Source organism: Planococcus sp. PAMC 21323 (assembly GCF_000785555.1).
Taxonomy (GTDB): domain Bacteria; phylum Bacillota; class Bacilli; order Bacillales_A; family Planococcaceae; genus Planococcus.
The window spans coordinates 2654557-2675380 of record NZ_CP009129.1; the positions used below are offsets into that span (position 1 = coordinate 2654557).

Annotated in this window: 20 protein-coding genes; 7 read left to right on the plus strand and 13 right to left on the minus strand. The window is 38.8% G+C overall.

Annotation, left to right across the window (positions count from 1 at the left end; translation table 11 throughout):
* Nucleotides 1-16: 16 nt before the first annotated feature.
* From PLANO_RS13085 to PLANO_RS13115, 7 genes are all read right to left on the minus strand, one after another.
* The gene (locus PLANO_RS13085) at nt 17-1630 is read right to left on the minus strand and encodes a YceG family protein (RefSeq protein WP_038704886.1); all 1614 of its coding nucleotides are present in this window, start codon (nt 1628-1630) and stop codon (nt 17-19) included.
* Between the two features lie 24 nt (nt 1631-1654).
* Complete coding sequence (locus tag PLANO_RS13090) at nt 1655-2470, minus strand: HAD hydrolase family protein (protein WP_038704887.1); 816 nt, start codon at nt 2468-2470, stop codon at nt 1655-1657.
* The gene (locus PLANO_RS13095) at nt 2467-3576 is read right to left on the minus strand and encodes a cysteine protease StiP family protein (protein ID WP_038704888.1); all 1110 of its coding nucleotides are present in this window, start codon (nt 3574-3576) and stop codon (nt 2467-2469) included. Before PLANO_RS13095 ends, PLANO_RS13090 begins: the two co-directional genes overlap by 4 nt.
* Entirely contained in the window at nt 3573-4943 is a 1371-nt protein-coding gene (locus PLANO_RS13100; protein ID WP_231554727.1) for a phosphoribosyltransferase family protein, read from the minus strand. Before PLANO_RS13100 ends, PLANO_RS13095 begins: the two co-directional genes overlap by 4 nt.
* On the minus strand, nt 4876-6021 hold the full coding sequence (locus PLANO_RS13105) for an HpcH/HpaI aldolase/citrate lyase family protein (RefSeq protein ID WP_038704890.1): 1146 nt from the start codon (nt 6019-6021) through the stop codon (nt 4876-4878). Before PLANO_RS13105 ends, PLANO_RS13100 begins: the two co-directional genes overlap by 68 nt.
* A gap of 106 nt (nt 6022-6127) precedes the next feature.
* On the minus strand, nt 6128-6706 hold the full coding sequence (locus tag PLANO_RS13110) for a TerD family protein (RefSeq protein ID WP_008430247.1): 579 nt from the start codon (nt 6704-6706) through the stop codon (nt 6128-6130).
* Nucleotides 6707-6720: 14 nt separating this feature from the next.
* The gene (locus tag PLANO_RS13115; RefSeq protein ID WP_038704891.1) at nt 6721-7335 is read right to left on the minus strand and encodes a TerD family protein; all 615 of its coding nucleotides are present in this window, start codon (nt 7333-7335) and stop codon (nt 6721-6723) included.
* Nucleotides 7336-7614: 279 nt separating this feature from the next.
* On the opposite strand from PLANO_RS13115, the gene PLANO_RS13120 reads away from it, so the two are divergent.
* The 5 genes from PLANO_RS13120 (at nt 7615) to PLANO_RS13140 (ending at nt 13408) form a co-directional block, all read left to right on the plus strand.
* Nucleotides 7615-8553 carry a glycosyltransferase family 2 protein gene (locus tag PLANO_RS13120; RefSeq protein ID WP_038704892.1) on the plus strand — a complete coding sequence of 313 codons (939 nt, stop codon included), beginning with the start codon at nt 7615-7617 and terminating at the stop codon, nt 8551-8553.
* Nucleotides 8543-8938, plus strand: a complete 396-nt coding sequence (locus PLANO_RS13125) for a GtrA family protein (protein WP_038704893.1) — start codon at nt 8543-8545, stop codon at nt 8936-8938. The genes PLANO_RS13120 and PLANO_RS13125 overlap by 11 nt, the downstream gene beginning before the upstream one ends.
* Nucleotides 8939-8957: 19 nt before the next feature.
* Nucleotides 8958-11555: a YfhO family protein gene (locus tag PLANO_RS13130; protein ID WP_038704894.1), complete on the plus strand. Its 2598-nt coding sequence runs from the start codon at nt 8958-8960 to the stop codon at nt 11553-11555.
* A gap of 193 nt (nt 11556-11748) precedes the next feature.
* On the plus strand, nt 11749-12381 hold the full coding sequence (locus PLANO_RS13135) for a superoxide dismutase family protein (RefSeq protein WP_038704895.1): 633 nt from the start codon (nt 11749-11751) through the stop codon (nt 12379-12381).
* 151 nt (nt 12382-12532) lie between these two features.
* Entirely contained in the window at nt 12533-13408 is an 876-nt protein-coding gene (locus PLANO_RS13140; protein WP_038704896.1) for an SDR family oxidoreductase, read from the plus strand.
* Nucleotides 13409-13450: 42 nt separating this feature from the next.
* Here PLANO_RS13140 and PLANO_RS13145 read toward each other — a convergent pair whose 3' ends face one another.
* Nucleotides 13451-14260 carry a YtvA family blue-light photoreceptor gene (locus tag PLANO_RS13145; RefSeq protein ID WP_231554728.1) on the minus strand — a complete coding sequence of 270 codons (810 nt, stop codon included), beginning with the start codon at nt 14258-14260 and terminating at the stop codon, nt 13451-13453.
* Nucleotides 14261-14394: 134 nt separating this feature from the next.
* Here PLANO_RS13145 and PLANO_RS13150 point away from each other — a divergent pair, with 134 nt between their 5' ends.
* Both PLANO_RS13150 and PLANO_RS13155 read left to right on the plus strand, forming a co-directional pair.
* Nucleotides 14395-15099 carry a type 1 glutamine amidotransferase domain-containing protein gene (locus PLANO_RS13150; RefSeq protein WP_038704897.1) on the plus strand — a complete coding sequence of 235 codons (705 nt, stop codon included), beginning with the start codon at nt 14395-14397 and terminating at the stop codon, nt 15097-15099.
* A 48-nt stretch (nt 15100-15147) separates the two neighbouring features.
* The gene (locus PLANO_RS13155; protein WP_038704898.1) at nt 15148-15363 is read left to right on the plus strand and encodes a hypothetical protein; all 216 of its coding nucleotides are present in this window, start codon (nt 15148-15150) and stop codon (nt 15361-15363) included.
* 63 nt (nt 15364-15426) lie between these two features.
* Here the strand turns inward: PLANO_RS13155 and PLANO_RS13160 are convergent, their stop codons facing one another.
* From PLANO_RS13160 to PLANO_RS13180, 5 genes are all read right to left on the minus strand, one after another.
* On the minus strand, nt 15427-16620 hold the full coding sequence (locus tag PLANO_RS13160) for a S1C family serine protease (protein WP_038704899.1): 1194 nt from the start codon (nt 16618-16620) through the stop codon (nt 15427-15429).
* A gap of 13 nt (nt 16621-16633) precedes the next feature.
* A complete protein-coding gene (locus tag PLANO_RS13165; RefSeq protein ID WP_038704900.1) occupies nt 16634-17500 on the minus strand; it encodes a peptidylprolyl isomerase in 867 nt (288 codons plus the stop codon).
* Nucleotides 17501-17625: 125 nt separating this feature from the next.
* Nucleotides 17626-19029: a sensor histidine kinase gene (locus tag PLANO_RS13170; RefSeq protein ID WP_038704901.1), complete on the minus strand. Its 1404-nt coding sequence runs from the start codon at nt 19027-19029 to the stop codon at nt 17626-17628.
* Complete coding sequence (locus PLANO_RS13175) at nt 19010-19690, minus strand: response regulator transcription factor (RefSeq protein WP_038704902.1); 681 nt, start codon at nt 19688-19690, stop codon at nt 19010-19012. The genes PLANO_RS13170 and PLANO_RS13175 overlap by 20 nt, the downstream gene beginning before the upstream one ends.
* Nucleotides 19691-19793: 103 nt before the next feature.
* Nucleotides 19794-20807, minus strand: coding sequence for a YcjF family protein (locus tag PLANO_RS13180; protein WP_038704903.1), 1014 nt, complete (start codon nt 20805-20807; stop codon nt 19794-19796).
* Nucleotides 20808-20824 lie beyond the last annotated feature (17 nt).

Genomic DNA, 20824 nt, shown 5'->3' on the forward strand with positions numbered 1-20824 from the left:
TTTCACTCCTTATTGGCTATAGCCATTTTTTAAAAATTTTCTTGACGACCGAAGGTTCTCGGTAGGGCTCGTTAAAACTCCGTTCATCGAGCCAATGCGTATCAAATGATTCTACATCAATCCATCTTTCAATGTCTTGATGTCCTTGAGGATTTATCACAATCACATCAAGCCCAAATATATGAATTAATGCAATTGCATTGGCATCCGCACGACTCAACTCACCATCTTTTTCTTCGTTGTAAAACAACATCGTTGGTACAAATTGCGGATAGTCGAACAACTGAATCAATTGAATGACCGAATCTGGAATCGACATCGATTGTGAGAAAGCATATAGCTGCAAATCTTCAAACGATTCACTGCTTTGAGACTGCAAGATTGGTTTTTCTACATGTCTGGCAATTGCAGCAGCAATCGCAGTCTGAACACCGTCTGGCAATTTACTGTATTTCCACCAGTTGGCGGCTTTCATTTTTTCAGGATCAAGTTTCCCTGCTTTCCCAAGCGCTGCACGGTAATGAAATTGCTGATTGCCTTTTCGTTCTTCAATAAATGGAAAGCTTCGAATCAATTTTGTGTCTTCGCGTTCGGTCAAGTTGTGAACATTATCCCAGAAACGTTTTCGATCCTTTTCGATGCCCATTACTTTAGAAAAAACGACAGGAATGTTGACACGCCCGCTCCCTACTGAAAACGATGGGCGAACCATTGCACGTTCTTTAGCAAGCATAAACGCTTCATCCATGGTTGTCTTCAACCGAACAGATTGCGTCAAATAAGACTTGAATTGGAAAGGTTTATAAAGTCCTGAATCATCGTGATGCAACAATCGATCTACTTCTTGCGTAGCACGATAAGCGACCGTCCCTACCCGTTTTGGTTTTTCTTCTGGAAAAGGTAAGAGTGAATTCGAATTTACTTGGAAACTATGATTATGAAGACCTTCACTTCCAACAGCTTTCTCAAACCAACGTTCCCCTTTTGGGTCATAGACGATCACATGAAAGCCAAAAGCAGCTGATAGCTTTAAAAACCAAGTTTCACTTTCGGAAGCACTGCCATACCACAAAAATCCAGGCAAGCCTTTTTCTAGCTCTAACTTTTCAATTTCAGGCTCTAGATGATTAAACATCCACTTTACCAAGTCTGTCGTTACGCGGCGGAAAGATGAGTGAGTCGTATCTCCACCTGATTGTGCTTGAAACGCTTTCAGAATATCAATCAACACAATTCGCAAACGTCTGTTGAGCTCAGGATCTTTTAACTTAGGAAGTAGTCCTTTTCCGTCAAGAAAAGCTGCCATCCGATTTGGTGACAAACCTTTTTCTTTTTTATTCATTTCAAATAAATCTTGAAGTGTCCGCAAACGATCTTGTTCAATATGCTTGTTCATCTTGTCTGAAAGACGAATCAACCGACCTTCTGACGCTTCTATAACGTCATAGATAGATGCAAAATATTCATCCTCATCAAGTGTCATACCCGTGATTTGTCCAAGCAATTGGGGATACGTGATGCTATTATCTTCAATTTTAGTTTCGCTGTGATCCACTATCGGTTTTTTCAGCCATTCCCCGATTTTCTCCGGATCCCAGGTTTTAGCGGGGATTGGATTCAACTGAACCATCGGAATCTCTCCTTGCTTTGTTGCTTACTGGCGTTGCAATGCTATTTCAGCAACACGAGCTAAAATTTCCTCGCCTGCTTTAATACCGTAATTTTCTGTCTTATGAATATGTGCTGAAATGCGAGCTGCATTTTTTGCTGCTTCACCATGAGCTGCAAGCATGCCATAATCGGCACTTTCCAACAAATCAAGGTCTAACAAAGAATCTCCAGCAGCAACGACATAACTAGCACCTATACGTTCCTTAATATACTCCATTGCACCAGCTTTCGTAATACTTTCTGGCATAAAATAAAGTTTTCTACCTTGAAGTGATAATCCCCATCCAAGCTTCTTGAAAGTTTGAGTATAAAAATCTAGCTTATCTTCAGGAAAACGAGCACGGTCTATGATCAAATAAACAAACCAATCGTCTGCTTCTCTAACTTTTAGTACCCATTCCTCTGAAAAATGCCGCTCAATTTCCGGCAGTAATTCCTTTATAACCGTTTTACGATCTGTGCATGTTTGGCGAATTTTATCGGACCATTCTTTAATCGGCTGACCATTTTCTAAAATAACCGCACCATTAGAAATAACCGCAAAAAGTGGTGGTTGCTGTCCTTCAAAAATACCGGTTACTCGCTCGTATTGAGCTTGTGTGCGCGTTGTCACCGGAAGGAAAAAAGCTGAGTGTCCTATATTCCATAGCGCAGATTGACTGGATTTTGTCATATACGACAATGGTTTTCCTTCGTAACGCTCAACTTCAATTAATTCGTCTTCTGTAACGTCCATTCCCATGGAGTTCCGAGAATAAATTAAGGTTTGATCTAAATCACTTGCGAATAATACCGTCATATTTCTTTACCTGACCGGATCAAGCCAATTGCCCGATAAAACAAATCTGGAACCACTTCGACCGGCACGTCTTTTTCTTTTGCTAACATCAAAATATGATGCACGTCTGGATTTTCCAAACTATTTACGAGCACTTTCCATGGACTTCTACGCAACAAAACACGCGTGGTTTCGCCAACGCCTGGCTTAATCAAATGGTAGTCGGTTTCACGATACATCTGTTGGCCAATTTCTTCGACTTCTTTCATGCCTTGCCACGTTCTTTTTGCTGTAACTGGTGTTGAGACAGCATCTTTTTCAACTCTTTCTCGCACATCTATAAAGCAAGCTGTAATCTGATCGACAAAATCATTGGATAAATCCTCTTCTAACAATTCACCATAAAATTTCGCACCGTGAAAATCATTTTCACCGATGTACAATTTGTTTAAAATCGTCCGGCTCACAAGTCCCGATACGGTCGCATTTAAACATGCGCTAGGAATAAGAAAATCTTCGCGTGTACCGAATAATACTGCACACGCACCGGGATCTGCTAGTACGGCCATATCATCATGAAGATCTAAGCTCTTAGTTTCATTTAAATAATTTACAGCCTTGGTCAATTCTTTTTGAATTGCACCTTTACCAGTCCATCCATCTACAAATTGAATCCGACTTGTCGGATGTGCAGCACGAATTGAATCGATCGCTTTTTCGTCAATTCCTTTATCACGTAAAATGGAGACACTGTAATGCGGCCATTTCATATTCAGCACTTGTTCAGCGTAACGACGAATTAAGACACCGATTGGACTACCTGCGCGCGCTAAAGATACAAGCACAATATCATCTGTTCCTGCATTCATAAAAATGCGACGTGTCACGAGTCCTACTAAATAAGCTAATTGATTTTTCGTTTTTACGACTGTTTCGTGGTATAGCTTTGTATATTCATCAGATGGACGATACTCCATTGGTAATCTTTCCGCATAATGCGCACCTGTTTGAACCGCTTTTTCACGCTCTTCTAATGTACTTTCAGTAAATACTTCACTTACATCTTTCAATAGGAAAGTGATATCTTCTTTCGGATAACTCGTTTTTACTAAACCGGTAGCTATCATTCGATTTCTTCACTCCTTTTGGTAGTTGTTAAAGAGATCCATTCTACTGGTGCTTTTTCTTCTAAATAAGCAAGTAACGGCTGCCATTCAGATACATCAATAACCGATTCAGCAAGTAAATATATTTGATCAATATCCAAGTCGTTCAGGTTGTAGATGAATTGGCTTATTCCCTCTGCATCTGGTAAAACAAACTCAGCTTTTTCTTGAATTGGATAGCCTGTTGTTTTTGCAGCAAAAATCGGACTGCGTGTTGTTGTCTGCACGCGTGAATTGCCACCTAACGCTAAAGCAAAACGGATTGGCAAATACATATTCTCGCCTACGCCAATGACTAAAGCTTTATCGCTTCTTTTAGTAATTTGGGCTACTGCAGTTTCTACCCATTCAGTAATTTTATCATGTTCTTTACTTGTAAGACCAAAGCGGCCCGTATGCGAAATATATTGTTGGTTTGTTTTCGAAACAACCGATAATTTTTTCCCGCTCAATTCGATAGCTGGAGCTTTTTTACCTGTACCATTTAATATTGTTTCTTTAGGTTCTTCAGGCGCCTTGCTGTGCACCAATTCAAACTCACCAGACATTAACGATAAGATTTTCAAGCTTATGTCCCGACCTTTTATTGCGTTTTCGATTTTTTCTTGTTGGCTAGCATTTCGCCAATCGAGAATCGACAGCGACACATAGTTTTTCCCAGGAAATTGATCATCTAATGCACAAACCAAATTCAACAAAGTATTGCCCGTTGAAATTTCATCGTCAATGAGCACAATGGTTTCAGCTTCTTCAAGCATTCCTGAAGGCGCATATACTTTATGGGAAGTTGCGTGGGAATGTTCTTCTTCAAAGACAAAAGATGGGGTCATGCCAATAATTTCTTCACGGGTTGTATGAAGATACGCAGCTTTCTCAAAATGTTGAAAAACTGAATGACCAAGTCCTGTCGCAGTTTCTGCCATCCCGATAAAAACTGTTTTTTGTGGCAGCGCTTTTTTGAACTCAAGTGATCGGTTGCTAAGTTCTCGATTAGCTTTTCCGCTTTCAATCATTTCCACAAAAAGTGCTGTATCAGGATGTCCTTTAAGACCTGCTCTTTCCATTAATAAAGAAGCTAATAAAGTTCCTGTTCCAAGTGCTAAAGATGGATCTACAGCTAGATGTTTGGCAATTAGCTTACTAACAAATAGGAATTGGCGTTTTTTATTAACGCGCAAAGCTACAGAAAAAAGCGCTTCTGGAGAAAGCCCTTTATACGTATCTGTAATTGAAATATTCATCGTTAAGTTATCCCATAATTCAGTATTGATTTGATAATTGGTTCGCCCTGAGATGATTGAGGACGTCGATTGGTTGATAGTTTTCATTCAGCACCCCATAGACTTCCGCTTGAGCGATTATATTTTCAGCCCAGCTCAAATGCGGTTTTACTTCGTTCATTTTATTGCGTTTAGGACTTTGTAGAACACCATTTCTTCCTTTACTTTCACCTAGGATTAATTTGGCGTCTTCATAAGCTTCGAAGGATATGATATGCCCGGCATTAACAATTGCTATTTGAGACGGATGAATACAGGTTTTTCCTTTAAATCCATTTAAAATATCCAATTGAACTTCTTCCCAAAGGGTTTGTTCGGGTTTTGAAGAAAGCCAAAGCTTTTCTCTGACCGAAAAATGTTCATAAACAGGACCCGAAACGGTAAACCCATCTTCTGAACGACCAAACTGGTTTAGTATGGCGATCAAACAATCTCGAATGATATGAACATCGTAAATCGTTCGCTCTGCTGGTCGTCGCAAGCCATAAAGACTTGAAAAATCAGTTGCTCCAACCCGTACTGTTAATATCCGATCGGCTTCTGACTGTATAATTTTATATAATTCCGCTAAAGTTTGTTCACGAGTTTCACTATACAACACTTCTTTTGTTTCGAGTAAAGGCAAGGCATACAGCTTTCTACCAGCCGCTTTACTGGCACGATCGAGTGCTTCGAAAAAAGACGGCAAAGATTCAGGTGTACATTTCGGAAAGACAATTCCTGTTACAACACTTAAAGCAGTTCCGGCATTTTCAATCAATTTATCCAATTGTTCAGGTGTACGAATTCGTAAAAATAAAATTGGTCCTGCTGCCAATTGATCAGCATTTGCTTTTTCAAGTTTTTTAAATTCACTTACTGTGTTCTTTTCCGCTTGCTCTAGTTCCGTGTCAGCTACTGCATCTTCTAGGCAGACAATCAATGTAGTTAAGCCAGCAAACGCGCCTTTACTATAGCTACCATTCAAAATCTTTTGAGCGAAATCTATTCTAGATCCTGGTGTATAAAGCGCTGCACCCAGTGCTAAACTTAATGTTTCCCGTTTTGTATCACGGTTAAATTCTGCCGGGGAATATTTAAAAAAAGTCTTTAAATCAGAATCGGTTAATCCGTTAAAATGTCTCATGCGTGATCCCTCCCGGCATGCTGCCGTAACAGCCCTTTCAAATTGTCCATTCCTGTATGAATGGAGAAAAAGCAAGGAGACAGTCTCCTTGCTTTTCCATCGTTACTCAGCTGTTTAAGCCGAAGTCCTTTACAAGCGACTCTAAGCCACCTTGATAACCGCTGCCAATGGCATTAAATTTCCACTCTCCACCGTGACGATAAAGTTCACCAACAACTACTGCTGTTTCGATTGAGAAATCTTCACCGAGGTCATAGCGGATCAATTCTTCATTTGTATCACCGTTTACAATACGTACATATGAGTTGCTTACTTGGCCAAAATTTTGACCGCGTGCTTCAGCATCATGAATCGTAATGGCAAAAGTTGCTTTTTCGATAGATGCAGGAATAGCCGATAAGTTTACGTTTACTTGTTCGTCATCCCCATCACCTTCACCTGTTTTGTTATCGCCCGTATGTTCTACGGCACCGGCTGCGCCAGTCGTATTATTATAGAAGACGAAATCAGCTTCTGAAGCTGTTTTTCCTTCGCCATTTAATAGGAAGACTGAAGAATCCAAGTCGAAGTCTTGTCCGCCATCGTATTTATTTGTGTCCCAGCCTAAACCAACAACTACTTTTGATAAGCCCGGGTTACTTTTAGTTAAATCTACTTTTTGACCTTTTGATAAATTAATTGCCATTACTCCAACACTCCTTAAGAATATTTGTTTGCAATTGATCCAATATCAGGTTCTGATGCACCTTCACCGATAGCAGAGAACTTCCATTCAGTTCCTTGACGATAAAGTTCGCCTGTGATTAATGACATTTTGCCAGCATAGTTTTCTGTAAGATTATAATGTACTAGTTCTTCTTTCGACTGATTGTCTACTAAACGAATAAATGCATTTTCAATCATACCGAAATCTTGTTTCTTTTTCTGTGCATTATAAATGTTAACAACAAAAACCAAACGGTGAATTGATGGTGAGATTCGTTTTAAATCAATATTGATCATTTCATCATCGCCGTCGCCTTCACCAGTTAAGTTATCCCCTGAATGGACTACGCTACCGTCTTTGCTTTTTTTATTGCCGAAATAGATTAAGTTTTCTTTCGCAGTTAACTTGCCGTTTTCATCAAGCAATAGAACTGATGCGTCGCAGTCGACGTCAGCTCCGCCACTTGCTCCACCTAATAGGCTACTTAAAAAGCCTCCACTTTTTTTGGTTGCAACTGGATCCCAGCCTAAGCCAACCATAATGCTCGAAAGCGATGAACGTCCTTTTGTTAAATCGATTTTTTGACCTTTTACAAGATTAATCGCCATTCCTAACACTCTCCATTCATCATTATGTATTCTATTTTAATGGTATTGGTCTAACATGTAAAATTCAACGAATAAAGCTTACTCGAAATTTCAGTGTTGAAACTCCCATGGATACAAAAACACGCCGAATTTTCAGACAAATGTTTTCTTAAAACACCTGACGTATACTAATACGTATATAAAGCTAGGAAGTTTCATTTTCTTATGCTTACTTTATTATTAGCATGGGTAATGTGAGTTAATAAAGAAATATTCACTAGTAAGAGAGGGGAAACACAAATGAAGCTTATCTCAATCGTTGTTCCGGCTTATAACGAAGAAGCCAATATTGCAGCAATGTATGAAAAATTGATGCAGGAACTAGAGTCGCTTCCTTATCGATATGAAATCATGTTCATTGATGATGGCAGTAGTGATAACACTTTACAAGAAATTTTAAAATTAGCTGAAACGCACGAACACATAAAATACATTTCGTTAACACGTAATTTCGGAAAAGAGTCCGCGATGCTTGCCGGCTTAAAACGGATTCAAGGAGATGCAGCCATTGTAATGGATAGTGACTTGCAACATCCCCCTACCTTAATTGGGGAAATGATTCAAGGCTACGAAGATGGCTTTAACCAAGTCGTAGCTAAACGATCACGCACAGGAGATTCTAAAGTACGTTCTCTGTTTTCTTCTCTTTACTACAAACTCATTAACTCGATTACGGATGTAGATTTGCAGGACGGCGAAGGAGACTTCCGTTTATTAAGTCGCAAAGCCATTAATGCTATTTTGGCATTAAGTGAAAGCAACCGATTTTCTAAAGGTCTATTCTCATGGATTGGCCTTAGTAAAAAGACTATTAACTATGAAAATGTGTTGCGTACAGACGGCGATTCCAAATGGTCATTTAGCAATCTCGTCAATTATGGCATCGATGGCATCATTTCATTTAATATGAAGCCATTGCGCGTTTGCTTTTATACAGGCTTCTTAGTCTTATTCTTGTCTCTTCTATATATTTTCTTTACGCTCTACAATATTATGAGAGAGGGCATTGGGGCTCCAGGCTACTTTACGACAATCACAGCGATTTTACTCCTTGGTGGCATTCAGTTGATCAGTCTTGGTGTTATTGGTGAATACATCGGACGAATCTATAATGAAACAAAGCAACGTCCACACTTTTTAGTGGATGTCAGCAATGCGGATGAATACCATGAATCTTAAAGCGCTTAATACCGAATTTACTCGTTTTATATTTGTCGGTGTCCTTAATACCTTGAGTTACTATTCAATTTACTTAATACTTCATAATCTTTTCAACTTACCTTATCTTTTAGCGCATCTTGTTGGCTTTTTAATCAGTTTAAATATTTCATTTTTCTTAAACTGTTATGTCACGTATCGCATTAAGCCAACGCTAAAAAAATATTTGTATTTTCCATTAACACAGGTAGTGAATATGTCAGTTTCGACTATACTCATTTTTATTTTCGTTGAGTTTTTAAAACTTAACAGCAATATTGCACCTTTTGCTGCGGTCTTATTCACAGTTCCAATAACTTTTATCGTATCGAGCAAAATTCTTAAAGATACACCCTCACCAAAATAAGCAAAAAGACGGTGACTCTATGCAAAAGTTACGCCCTATTATCATTCTCATGACCATCAGTTTACTCTTGTCTGCGGTTGGACATATCGTTTTTCTTCAACAATGGTCTAACGAGCACTTTATGGTAGGAATTAATGATGGCCTTTCACAAATGATGCCTTTCAAGCAACTTCTCTATGAGCAATATACACAAGGCGAATATTTCTATTCATTTGATTTTGGCTTAGGAGCTGGCACGTTTAGTGAACTATCTTATTATTTCTCTACCTCCATCGTATTCTTTATTACAGTAGTAATCGTATCTATGCTAAAAACCTTGCACATTATTCAAACTACTGATGTGTTGTTTTGGGCAAACGCCGCTGTTTTTGTTAGCATCATTCGTTTAGCTGCTGTTTTATTTATTACCACTCGCTTATTTATGTATATGAAAATATCTAGACCTGCCGCATTAGTAGGTGCGTCACTGTACGGCATTTCTGGCATGTACTTCCGCCACGTTACGTACTGGGAATTTTTTGCAGATGCTTTTTTATGGCTGCCTATTCTTTTACTTGGCGTTGAAAAAATTTTCCGCGAGCAAAAGCCTGGATGGTTTATAATTGCCGTTGCAATCTCTATGATTGATAATTTCTATTTTGCCTATATCAATCTACTGTTAACAGCCATTTATATTTTGTTCCGTTTGTTTATTCCGTTAGCAGCAAATGAAAAAAGTAAAATGAAAAACATTGGAAGCTTTGTTGTCGCTGGATCTATTGGTGCTGGCATCAGCGCAGTATCGTTTATACCAGCAGTCTATGCTTATTTGAATAATCATAGACCGGATTTCAAACAAGAAATTTTGTGGATAGAAGAAACCATCGACAATATTTTGTTCAGCAGCTCTATCATTGTTCTGCCTGCATTTTTTGTCGTCGTGTTGTTTAGCTGGTTTTTATATCGCGATAAAACTTTCCGCTTGTTTGCACTTCTAGGAATTGTTGCAATCATTATGCACAATAGTCCAATGATTGGCAGCGCCTTTAACGGCTTTTCTGCTCCACAATATCGTTGGGAATACTTTTTGTCATTAGTTATGGGTGGAGCTGTCGCCGTTGCTTTTGATCATTTGGACAAATTCACATGGAGACGTTTCGTCATTCCGGCTATGCTGGCAATTTTGAGCTTTTGGCTTTACACACGAAAAGATGAATATTTTGAAATGGATGTGCCATCTTCAACATTGGCAATTAGCGCTTTAGTAATTACGCTCTTACTAGTATTGCTATACGCACTATTTCATAAAACCTTCATCAAAAGAATGTTGATGGCATCTTTAGTAATTTGGACGCTGTTATTTGCTAATCTTTATCAAACCGAAAAAATTCTAGACCAAGGAAACATTTCTCAAGTTAGCAAAGAGTTGATGACAGGTGTTGAGTACGACGACCCTGAGATCAATGAGTTGCTCGATTATATCCATGCTAGAGAAAATGACGAACTTTATCGTATTGACTGGATGGAAGGCGTTCGCAACAATACGCCAATCGTTCAAGATTTCCGAGGATTTAGTGCCTATTCCAGTATCTTAAATAAAAACTTATTGTACTTTTACTTGTATGATCTTGAAATTGATATGGGCCGTGAAAGTGTCAGCCGGTATGCGACACTTGGCAATCGCGCAAACTTGTATAGCATGCTTCAAGGAAAATACATTATTCGTTCTCGTGGAGATACCAATATCCCGTATGGTTTTAACGAAATCCATGCTTCTAAAAAATATATTATCTACGAAAACAAGTATGTCTTACCATTTGCTCGGGCTACTTCGAACGTATACGAAGAACAACAATTTGCCGAGTTGTCTCCGCTTATGCGCGAGCAGGCGATGATGACTGGAGTTGTATTAGATCGCAATCAGGATGGCGATCCTTTGCCAAAATCAAATGAAAATATTCGTGATTTTGACATAGCTGCAACTGGTGCTATGTTCAATGATGGCGTTTTAAAAGTAGTTGAAAGAACCGGTGGCTTAACCTTAAGCTTGAAAAATCCACCTAAACCTGGTGGTGATTTGTTCGTTTCTTTCCACTTAGTAACAAACGCAGAAGATCAAGGCTTTCTACTCGAAGTAAATGATTACCAAACGACAAGGAAATCCAATCAATCAATCTACAAAACATTTGTAGATGACTTAACCATTCGTATTCCGGCCGAAGAATCTATTGAAATTCGCTTGCCAAAAGGTGAGTATGAAATAACGAAAATTCAAGTATACTCGGCTTCTTATCAGTCGTTACGTGACCAAGCTGCTAGGCCAGATTTGTCTAGTAATTTGTCAATTGACGGCAGTCATGTTCGTATGGATTATGATAACACTGCGGAAGAGGATTTCTTAAAGCTATCCATTCCTTATGAACAAGGGTGGCAAGCAAAAGTAAATGGTCAAAAAGTAGATGTGTTGAAAGCTGACTTTGCCTTTATGGCAATTCCATTGGAGGCCGGGGACAATAAAATTTCACTATCTTACTGGCCGCCATTTTTTAAATCAACAGCTATTTTGAGCATCGCATCCTTGCTTCTTGGCTTAGTGTTGGTTTTCCGCAAAAGAAAAAAACGCGATAATTCGTTATAACGCTAATAAAAATGCTCCTACTTTGACTTTCCTAACCAGTCAAAATAGGAGCATTTTATTTAATTTTTATTAGGAAAGATTGACCTTATCTGGAAATTATCCTCCTACAAAAGAAATGGTTTTAACTAATTGTGTTTATTTTACTGATTTAACGTGTAAGGAAGAATAACACAAGTTTAAGGGAGGAATTCAGATGAAGCGTTGGTTTTTATTCGTTTTACTATTGACCTTTTTTGTATTTCTAGCAGCTTGCGGAAATGACAACACAGATGAACCCCCTACCGAATCTGATGGGGCAACAGAAACGACCAGTGACGACGGGACAGACAACCAAGAAACCACAGAAAGTGCACCCGCTGGTGGTGACGAAATCGCAATGGTGACGATCGATTTAATGAACAATGATGGGGATGCAATAGGCACTGCTCAACTAACTGATGAAGAAGATGGCGTGACAGTTGCACTTCAAGCTGAAAACTTAGAGGAAGGTATGCACGGTATACATTTCCACCAAGAAGGCATGTGCGAAACTCCTGATTTTAAATCAGCTGGCGATCATTTTAACCCTGAAAATTCAATGCATGGTTTAGAAAATTCGGATGGTCCACATGCTGGCGACTTACCAAATATTGAAGTAAGTGAAGACGGAACTGTTTCTCAAGAATTTAAAGCTGAAAACGTCACACTTAAAATTGGTGAAGAAAATTCGTTGCTTAAAGAAGGTGGAACTGCTTTAGTGATTCATGCCGGAGAAGATGACCAAAAAACCGATCCTTCCGGTGACTCAGGTGACCGGGTAGCTTGTGGAGTTATTACTACAGAATAATAAATAGGTTAAAAAAACCGATAATTCCTTAGCTGAAGTAGCGATTATCGTTTTCTTTGAATCCTGTCGTTTAGTTTATCTTTACGATGCTTGGACTATAAAAGATGGGAATAGTTAGATGACCCTTATTAAACTTAGAGGAGATTTTGTAATGACAAACGATAAATTTGAAAAAATAGATGCGCAAGTCGATGCACAAGAGCAATCCACACAACCCGGATCAGAAGAACAAATGCAACCGGAACCAATTTATGATGACAAAGAGTATATCGGTTCCGGCAAGCTTGATGGTAAAGTTGCGCTTATCACAGGTGGAGATAGTGGCATTGGCCGCGCAGTAGCCGTAGCTTATGCGAAAGAAGGCGCTAATATCGCAATTGCTTATTTAGACGAACACGAAGATGCCGATAAAACTCTCCGAGCTATTGAATCTTACGGAGCTAAAGGAGTTAAATTTGCTACAGATATTAGCGACGTAGAAAATTGCCATCAGTTGATTGTAGATGTTATTGCTGAATTTGGGCAATTAAATATTTTAGTAAATAATGCTGGCAAACAATTTCCACAAGAAGATTTTTTAGCCATTAGTCCGGATCAATTGATGGAAACATTCTCTACTAATATTTTTAGTATGTTCTATTTAACTCAAGCTGCTCTTCCCCATCTTGAAAAAGGAGACAGCATCATTAACACTTCTTCTGTAACAGCTTATCAAGGTTCACCTGGTTTAATTGATTATTCATCAACTAAAGGAGCAATCACGAGTTTTACGCGATCTCTGTCTGCTAATCTTGCACATCAAGGTATTCGCGTAAATTCAGTTGCACCTGGGCCTATTTGGACGCCACTAATCCCTTCAACTTTTGGGGCAGAAAAAGTCGAAAAGCAGGGCCAAGACACGTTGATGGAGCGACGTGGTCAACCTTCCGAATTAGCCCCCGCTTACGTATATTTGGCTTCTAAAGATTCTACTTATGTTACTGGACAAGCTATACACATTAATGGCGGAGACTTTATAAGTTCTTGAAAACAAGACAGACTCGGCAAATGCCGAGTCTGTCTTGTTTATTTATCTTATGCTCTTTTTGCTCTTTTCTTCTTTGTCAATAAAGTTCAATGCTTTTTCAATTGTTGAAAATGTAACTAAGTTCTCATCACGACTCAAATCATTCGAAAATTGTTGTGCTGCAGCTACGGTTATACCTGTTATATAAAGTTTGCTTCCCATAATTCGAAGTGCGTCGTAAATTTGTTTAAACCAATAAAGGGGTGATTCTTCATTCCAAGATAACCCGGTAATATCGATAATGACATATTCGATGCGATTTTCTTGAACGTATTCACATATCTTCACTTTCAGCGTTTCAAAGCGATGAAAGTTCATCGTCCCGACAAGCGCAACCGTCGCCACATTTTCTTGTACAGATAAGATTGGCAACATTAACTTTTCAATTTCGTTTTCATTGGCCATAATTGCTTCTTGCTGCGAACGCTCAAGAGTAATATCTGTTTGAGTTCCGATAAAATACAGCTTATCTTCAATGTAAATTGGCTCAATGGCAAGACGGTTCCAAAATGGCGAACCATCTTTACGATAATTCCGCAATGTCACAACTACTTTCTCTTTGTTGGCAATGGCTTTCCTGATTTTATCGACGTCTTCTTTTGCTGTATCTGGGCCTTGAAGAAAGCGACAATTATTTCCAATCATCTCTTCTTTTGTATAGCCAGACATTTCAATAAGAGTTTTATTTGTATAAATAATCGGATTGTCTGGTTGCGACGGATCTGTCACAATTGTTCCGACTTTACTGCCGTCTAACATCGCTTCGAGCAAAGTTACTTGTACCTCATGATTTAACTCTTTCAAGCAGTCCACCTCATCTTTCGTTTCATAAAATTAATCCTAGCATAACCGAGAAGCGAAATCCAAAGACTCCTCTACTTAAACGTTTCAGGATCTTTTCTCAGGGTAAATAAAGAACAAGTATTTTCAAACAGGAGGAAGATATAATGGCAAAAGTCTTAGCAGTATTATCAAGTGGCTACATAAATGAAGAACATAATTACGTGACTGGTTGGTGGGCAGAAGAGCTTTTTGCACCTGCACTCGAATTAGAAAAAGAGGGACATATGGTGGAACTGGCTTCTATTGATGGGGGGAAACCGATTGTTGATCCTATCAGTATTAGTGCTGAGTATGATCCGGAAGGCATATACAAAAAACAATATGAATCAGGTATTGCAGATAAAACAATGCCGATTGTTAATGTTAGAGCTAGTGATTACGATGCGATTATGATTGTTGGTGGGCATGGAGCCATGTTTGATTTAGCACATAACGAAGATTTGCATGCTGTGATTAATGTAGTTTACGAAACAGGGGGCATTGTTTCTGCTGTTTGTCACGGACCTGCACCACTTGTTTATACAAAAACAAAAGAAGGACGTAGTTTGTTAGAAGGCTTAAAAGTAACTGGCTATCCTAATAACAAGGAACCAAAAGAAGTTGTCGAGTTATTGCCTTTTAGTTTAGAAGACGAATTAAATAAAATCGGAATTTATCACCAAGAAAAAGATCATGATGCCTATGTTGTTTGGGGTAGTAAGCAAGTTCTGACAGGACGAGACCCGCAATCTTCTGAGTTATTCGGTAGAGAACTAGCTCAAAAACTAACTAAACGCACACTTCAATCAGAAGAAAAATTCACTAAATGACCAATACCCTAAAGTAAAGCATAGTACTGAATTCGAGGAGGAACTTATATGAACAAAAATAACAACGAAGATCATGAAGAAGAGTATATGGAAGCAACAAAAGCAGAAGCCGAACAACGTCCGTCCGACGAGAAAGAAGGCCTTCAAGAGCCCCGCGTGACCGGTTATAAACCTTTACAACTTGGTATGATTATTTTTGTAGTTATTGTTCTTGTTATTGTCGGCTTTGGATTTGGTACTGATTGGTTCGGAATTTTAGACTGATTATATTATGACGTATACTCATTATAAAAAGGCTTTCCGACATACGGAAAGCCTTTTTATATGTTAATTATTTTCGGTTAATGTTAGTTCGAAATTCTGAAGCTCACCATTTCTATAAGCCTTCACTTTTAATACGTCTCCGACTTTGGTTTCATTATACAAATACTGTCGAAGTTCTAAAACGGAATTTACCGGTTCGCCGTCTAGCTCGACGATAACATCATACGCTTCCATCCCAGCAGAGGCAGCTCCTGAGTCATCGGCTACTGATTGAATCACGATGCCTCCCTCAATATCTGTAGGCAAGTTTAATTCCCCGCTGCGATATTGTGCTGGAACTTCAGCTAAATCTATTATCGCAACTCCCATCGATGGGCGGTGTACAGCTCCCTCAGCTTCTAAATCTGATATAACTGGAATCGCAGTATTGATCGGAATCGCTAGGCCAATTCCTTCTACAGCATCTTGCGAAATTTTCATCGAATTTATCCCAATCAATTGTCCTTTTGCGTTGATCAACGCGCCGCCGCTATTTCCGGGGCTAATCGCTGCATCGGTTTGAAGAACTTCTGACTGCCAGTCTTCTACCCCATCTTGGTTAATATCAAGTGGCACTAAACGTTCGGTTCCTGAAATCACGCCTGTTGTGACAGATCCTGAAAATTGCAGACCTAATGGATTTCCGATTGCAATAACGGGTTCACCTGCTTGTAGGACTGATGAATCTCCAAATTCCGCAACTGTCTCTATACTTTCTCCAGGGACTTTCAACACAGCAAGGTCCGTCCAAATATCCGTTCCAAGCACTTCTGCATCAAGTTCGGTGCCATCTGCCAGTGTGACCATCACATCTTGTGCACCTTCTACTACATGATTATTGGTGACAATATACGCAATATCCCCATCTTTTTTATAAATAACGCCCGATCCTACACCCGCTTCTTGAGACTCTTTTTGCTCGCCTGTTTGTGAAGCAAACGGATTTTGCTGCGCAACTTGTAAATTAGAAACACCCACCACAGCACTAGAAGTTTCTTCTACAATTTGAGTGACATCTGAAGTAACCACTGTTGATGTTGTTTGCAATCCACTAACCGCTTGGTTTGTTGAAGTTGTCGCAGACTCTTCAACTTCCCCATCCGTCACACTTGGTAAAATAACACCTACTAATAACGCCCCAGCAATCAACCCTGTAAAACTTGATGCAAAGTAACCTTTTTTATTTGTTTTAGATTCTGAAGAATTATAATAGCCCATCTTTACGTCCTCCTTACTCTGTTAATTTATTTACAATATTATATGACTCTATTTTTTCTGCTAACCATTCCGCGTATTTTGTGTTTAATGCTTCATCAAATAATATTTCTTTTATTTGTTCTTTGCTATCTTCTAAAGTCGCTTCTTTTGCTTCTGTTTTACTAGTTACTTGAATAATATGAAAACCGTAATCTGTTTCCACAGGTTCACTTATTTCATCTACTTCCATACTAAAAGCAGCTTCCTCAAATTCAGGCGCCATTTCACCAGCTCCAAATTCACCTAATGCTCCGCCATTTTCAGCGTTGCTTTCATCTATTGAATATTCAGCTGCGAGTTCAGAAAAATCACTTCCATCATCTAATTTCGCTTTTACTTCGTCTGCCTCTGCTTGAGTTTCTACTAAGATGTGATTCGCTTCTACTTTTGAACTTTGTTCGAACGCTTCTTTATTTTCTTCAAAATAAGTACTCATTTGCTCATCGGTTATCTCGATATCTGGACCAATGATCTTTTCAACCTTCAAGTAGATTTTCATTTCCTCTTCCAAATCTGCTGTCGACATCCCGCTCGAGGCAAGCGCTTCTTCAAGTCCTTCTGCCCCGCCGTATTGTTCTTCATAAACCGCCATTTCCGCATCAATTTCTTCTTGCGTTACTTCGACCTTAGCTTTTTCTGCTTCTTGATCTACCACTTCATTGGAAATCATTACATCAAGTGTCGCCGCTCCTGAAGTAGCTACTAACTTTTCATATAATGCATCTTTTGTTATTTCCCGGTCTCCTACTTTTGCGACAGTTTCGTCACCATTAAACGCAGCTAGTATAAAAATAGCAGTTGCTGCTAATACCCCAATCGAAATATAAATCATTTTTTTCATTTTTACTTCCTCTTTTCCTATTCATTATTACTAGCTTAACAAGCAAATATGAATAAACTATGACTAGAGTTTTAACAAAGAAAGGTTTTTCAATAAAAAATGAGCTAAAGGATATTCCCTCTAGCTCATTTTTTATGTGGCAATTGAATAATGAATTTCGTTCCTTGCCCTTTTTTGCTTTCAACCTGTATTTCTCCATCATGAAGCGTAACCAATTGCTTGACAATGGATAAACCGAGTCCGAATTGACCACTTCCACGCGACAAGTCTGCTTTATAAAAACGGCGCCATACCAGATCAATTTCCTTTACATCAATTCCTGCTCCGTTATCTTCTACCGTTATCATCATCTTCTCTGCTTCAGTAACAGTCGAGATCGTAATGATGCCATTCTCAGTAAACTGAATCGCATTCTTAACAATATTCATCAGAATTTGAATCAAGCGATCCATATCTCCATAAATAACATCTCCTGGATTCGTATGGAGCACAATTTGATTGCCTTTTTCTTTTGCTTGCAAGTAAAGCTGTTCTTGAATAATCTCTAAAAGTTCATCCGCTTCAATTTCTTCTTTCGTTAAAGTAACTTGATTAGATCTGATTTTTTCATAATCTAAGTTTTCATTTACTAGTCGCATCAAACGCTTTGTTTCTTCACTTGCTAAACGAATGCCTTTTTCTCGTTGTCCTTCTTCAATCATATTATTAAGCAAACCTTCCATAATTCCCGCGATGGTCGTCAAGGGAGTTCGCATTTCATGTGAAACATCCGCCATAAATTGCCGTCTTCGGTTTTCAAGTCTATCGATTTCTTCATTAGACTGCTGAAGCTTGGCTGCCATTTTATTAAAGTCATGGGCCAAGTCACCAAATTCATCGAAATTCGACTCTGGTAAATTCACATCGTAATGACCTTTACTAATCATAGAGGTTGCTTTTCGCATACGTTCAATTCGACTAACATGCATTTTAGATAAACCTAAACTCAAGAGTAATGCGATCGCTAACGCAATCAAAACCGCCGTGACTAAAGTTTTATTTAACTCGGCAATCATTTCGCTAACACCGCTAATTGGAGAAGCCAGTAAAACACCTCCAGCCAATTGTCCATTTTCAAAATAGGGCATCGCCACAAATGTAACAGTCAATTCAAATCGTTCGACGTCTCGGTTAACAGTCAATGTTTCTCCTTGTTCAATGACATTCCATTCTTCTGGAGTCAACTCTACAGGTGGGAAAGAGCCCGATACTGGATACAAAATGCGACTTTGCTGATCAAAAACGATAAAACTGATATTCTGCGCTTTTAAAATTGAAACGTAAGCTTGTAGATTTGTCCCGGGACGTGCTTGTTCAAGTTCTTCGATTATTTGCTCACCGTATTTTTCTAGTTCTTCTGCCTTTTCAGCATAAGCAAAGTCGTCCACAAAGCGAACAAATAAAATACTTAAAAATAGAAAAGCAATTAGTAAAATACTCATATGGCTAGCGATTAGCTGATAAAAGTACTTAATCCGCGTGTTCTTCAAATTTATAGCCAACTCCCCATACTGTATGGAACAGCTTATCTCCGCCATTTATTTTTTTGCGCAATCGTTTTATGTGAACATCTACCGTTCGTTCATCACCATAAAATTGATAACCCCATACTTGTTCTAGTAATTGTTCTCGGCTGAATACTTGCTTTGGGTGTTGCAGAAAAAATACTAACAAATCGAATTCCTTTGGGGTTAAGCTAACCACTTCTTGTCCATCCTTCAAAATATCACGTGTTTCTTTATTCACAGTAAAATGAACGGTTTGAATTAAGTCAGACACAGGTTCCGCTTTTTGAACTCTTCTCGTTACAGCTTTTATACGTGCCATCAATGTTAATGGACTAAATGGCTTTGTCACGTAGTCGTCTGCACCCATTTCAAAGCCAATCACTTGATCAGATTCACTATCTTTTGCTGTTAACATGATAATTGGTACAGCATTTCCTTCTTCTCGTATTTTGCGACATAACGCAATGCCGTCCATTCCTGGAAGCATCCAGTCCAGAATCAGTAAATCGTGACCGCCTTCTTTATATTTCCGGTAACCTTCCAGCCCATCTGCTGCAAAATCTCCGTTTATTCCTTCTTTTGAAAAAAACAGCTCCAACATGGAACTGACACTCGGATTGTCTTCTACGACCAATATTCTCATCCCGCACCTCCGGCTATCTTTCTCTTAAAGTTAAATGACAAATCCAAAAGACGCAAGAAAATTGAAAGCCACTCTTCTAAAAAGAAGAGCGGCTAGACAGTCTTTATGTTTTTTTCTCACGGCTTTTTAATTTCTCGAACAACGAACCAATCATGTCGTAATCAATTTCGATATTGTTTTCATACGCATATTTCACGCCGTAACCAAGTGCTAATGTCATGGATGAGGCAACAGTTCCACCAATAATCGAGCCTGCCCCCGGAATAAATTTTAATGCCTGGCGATAAATGGTATGACCGATTGTTTTCGTAGCAGTCACAACAATCATGTCTTTCGCCGCTTTTTTAGTTAATGGCTTGTCGTAAAGGTTGGATAATTTAATGATTAAGCCTGCCTGTAAGGTGGTAAGTGGCAATACGTCAGAACCTGGGATTGGTGATGCGCCAATTACACCAGCTGAAACACCTGCGCCAATAATCCAACGATTCGCAGCAGAGGATTTTTCTTTTATGCTTTTGGCGAAGAGCAGGTCTTTACCCTTCTTTTCGAGCAAAAAAAGAATTTCCTTCTTTAAGTTATCCAAGTTTTCTTCTGTTTTTGATGAAATTGGAATAACTTTATATTTATTGGCAGTATGTCCTTTTATAAACTTGATGATAGACGGAATATCTTCTGCGGCATCGATTTTATTTAAGACAATCAAAATATCTTTATTGTGTTTTTCAATTTCATTAAACTTTTCTTTTTCGCTTTCAGAAAACACTGTTCCTGCAGCGTTAAGGAAAAACAACACGACATCGGACTTTTGAACAAACTCCAACGTTTTTTTAGGATTCTCGTCATTTGGGTCATTTAATCCGGGAGTATCCATAAACTTAATGTTTTCCAACCCTCGAATATTATAAGGATCTACGCTGATCGTTTCTCCTGGCATTGGATTTGTACTGGCAATATCTTCTCCAATGATTTTATTGATGGTAGAAGATTTCCCGGCATTTACTTCACCAATTAAAGAAATCAAAAGTTCCTGTTCAAGGGAATCGTTCACTTTTTTCATTTCTTTTTCAAACATCTTATCCATCGCTTGCATGACTTCTTTTTCAAATTCGTTCACCATGACTGATATGCCCCCTC

What these genes read in the sequence shown, in the direction of transcription:
- PLANO_RS13085 (WP_038704886.1), bottom strand. Translation starts at nt 1,630, where the DNA reads ATGGTTCAGTTGAATCCAATCCCCGCTAAAACCTGGGATCCGGAGAAA.
- PLANO_RS13090 (WP_038704887.1), bottom strand. Translation starts at nt 2,470, where the DNA reads ATGACGGTATTATTCGCAAGTGATTTAGATCAAACCTTAATTTATTCT.
- PLANO_RS13095 (WP_038704888.1), bottom strand. Translation starts at nt 3,576, where the DNA reads ATGATAGCTACCGGTTTAGTAAAAACGAGTTATCCGAAAGAAGATATC.
- PLANO_RS13100 (WP_231554727.1), bottom strand. Translation starts at nt 4,943, where the DNA reads ATGAAAACTATCAACCAATCGACGTCCTCAATCATCTCAGGGCGAACC.
- PLANO_RS13105 (WP_038704890.1), bottom strand. Translation starts at nt 6,021, where the DNA reads ATGAGACATTTTAACGGATTAACCGATTCTGATTTAAAGACTTTTTTT.
- PLANO_RS13110 (WP_008430247.1), bottom strand. Translation starts at nt 6,706, where the DNA reads ATGGCAATTAATTTATCAAAAGGTCAAAAAGTAGATTTAACTAAAAGT.
- PLANO_RS13115 (WP_038704891.1), bottom strand. Translation starts at nt 7,335, where the DNA reads ATGGCGATTAATCTTGTAAAAGGTCAAAAAATCGATTTAACAAAAGGA.
- PLANO_RS13120 (WP_038704892.1), top strand. Translation starts at nt 7,615, where the DNA reads ATGAAGCTTATCTCAATCGTTGTTCCGGCTTATAACGAAGAAGCCAAT.
- PLANO_RS13125 (WP_038704893.1), top strand. Translation starts at nt 8,543, where the DNA reads ATGAATCTTAAAGCGCTTAATACCGAATTTACTCGTTTTATATTTGTC.
- PLANO_RS13130 (WP_038704894.1), top strand. Translation starts at nt 8,958, where the DNA reads ATGCAAAAGTTACGCCCTATTATCATTCTCATGACCATCAGTTTACTC.
- PLANO_RS13135 (WP_038704895.1), top strand. Translation starts at nt 11,749, where the DNA reads ATGAAGCGTTGGTTTTTATTCGTTTTACTATTGACCTTTTTTGTATTT.
- PLANO_RS13140 (WP_038704896.1), top strand. Translation starts at nt 12,533, where the DNA reads ATGACAAACGATAAATTTGAAAAAATAGATGCGCAAGTCGATGCACAA.
- PLANO_RS13150 (WP_038704897.1), top strand. Translation starts at nt 14,395, where the DNA reads ATGGCAAAAGTCTTAGCAGTATTATCAAGTGGCTACATAAATGAAGAA.
- PLANO_RS13155 (WP_038704898.1), top strand. Translation starts at nt 15,148, where the DNA reads ATGAACAAAAATAACAACGAAGATCATGAAGAAGAGTATATGGAAGCA.
- PLANO_RS13160 (WP_038704899.1), bottom strand. Translation starts at nt 16,620, where the DNA reads ATGGGCTATTATAATTCTTCAGAATCTAAAACAAATAAAAAAGGTTAC.
- PLANO_RS13165 (WP_038704900.1), bottom strand. Translation starts at nt 17,500, where the DNA reads ATGAAAAAAATGATTTATATTTCGATTGGGGTATTAGCAGCAACTGCT.
- PLANO_RS13175 (WP_038704902.1), bottom strand. Translation starts at nt 19,690, where the DNA reads ATGAGAATATTGGTCGTAGAAGACAATCCGAGTGTCAGTTCCATGTTG.
- PLANO_RS13180 (WP_038704903.1), bottom strand. Translation starts at nt 20,807, where the DNA reads ATGGTGAACGAATTTGAAAAAGAAGTCATGCAAGCGATGGATAAGATG.